This window comes from Pseudoalteromonas sp. 0802, from assembly GCF_013350085.1.
Classification (GTDB): domain Bacteria; phylum Pseudomonadota; class Gammaproteobacteria; order Enterobacterales; family Alteromonadaceae; genus Pseudoalteromonas.
In genome coordinates this window covers 1-379 of sequence record NZ_JABVXE010000106.1, presented here as the reverse complement: position 1 = coordinate 379, position 379 = coordinate 1, and the positions used below count along the sequence as shown (strand labels likewise).

The following is a 379-nucleotide window of genomic DNA, read 5'->3' as shown; positions in this document are numbered from 1 at the left end:
AACTGCTGTTAAGAATGCTTTTTCAAAGGTTCGTTTGCAGCGCTTTCCAAAGCATAAAGTCTCATACAAAAAGAAAAAACTTCACAACGACTCGTTTCGTGCCGTCAATAATTCCAATTGCATTCGAATCGAAAATGGCGCTATCAGTATTCCGAAGGTCGGCAAAGTGCCAATCGTTCTGCATCGTGAGCTAGTGAGCAAAATTAAGACCATCACTGTTCAATATCGTCACGGAAAATGGGAATGCAGTATCACTCAGGAAGTGGAATGCAAAACGGCTAAACAAGTTTTGGAAACGATCACTGGCTTTGACATCAACTCAAAGCAAACGGTGGTTGGTTCGAACGGTTTCGTGGCCGACAACCCGAAGTTTTTAAAG

The 379-nt window shown here is 42.5% G+C and carries 1 pseudogene; it reads left to right on the top strand.

Annotation, left to right across the window (positions count from 1 at the left end):
• Positions 1-379 (top strand): annotated as a pseudogene (locus HUS61_RS21375) (RNA-guided endonuclease TnpB family protein); the annotation flags it as partial.